Annotated in this window: 1 pseudogene; it reads left to right on the top strand. The window is 29.8% G+C overall.

Annotation, left to right across the window (positions count from 1 at the left end):
• Positions 1-25: 25 nt before the first annotated feature.
• Positions 26-621, top strand: a pseudogene (locus tag L8X30_RS07885) (hypothetical protein); the annotation flags it as partial.

Here is a 621-nt window from a genome sequence, read left to right as displayed (position 1 = left end):
GACTTCGTCGATGGATAATAAAAGTATGCAAGAGTTTGCAGATGGAAAATATACAAATGGAAAAGTTATAGATTATACAACTTTCTCCCCTGTATTTAAGCCACAAAAAGCAGGTAATGTGGTAAATATGGGTAATATTAATGCTAATAATGTATTACTTATAGGGAATAAGGTAAGTATAGATGGTGGCTATATCAATGGCAAACATAATGATAATGTTAGTGGTGATGCTTTAAAAAATCCAAGTGGTAATACAGCTGAAAAAATTCATTTAGTAGGGAATGAAGTTTATATAGACAAGGATATGGCAAAATTTAACTCTACAAGTGGTAAAGTAGATGTAACAGCCAATGCTATTTATACTCAAAGACAAATGATAAATTTTGCAAATGATGGCTATAAATTTGGCAGTGAGATAAAAGATAAAATAAATATAACAAACTATCAAAATCATAAAGGAAACTCTAATTTCAAAAAAGCTTTAACTATAGGTAATATGGGAAATGAAAAAGATAATGCTATAGAGTGGTGGCACTTTGCAAAAGGTTGGAATGAAGGTTTGGGTAATATTAGAGAAATTGATGAGTTTAGATTGGTAGATGATATAGATTTTAGTGGTAA

Origin of the sequence: Campylobacter sp. CNRCH_2015_0338h (assembly GCF_025772785.1) — a bacterium.
In the GTDB taxonomy this organism is placed as follows: domain Bacteria; phylum Campylobacterota; class Campylobacteria; order Campylobacterales; family Campylobacteraceae; genus Campylobacter_D.
The sequence above is the reverse complement of the archived record's forward strand: the minus strand, read 5'-3'. Positions and strand labels throughout refer to the sequence as shown.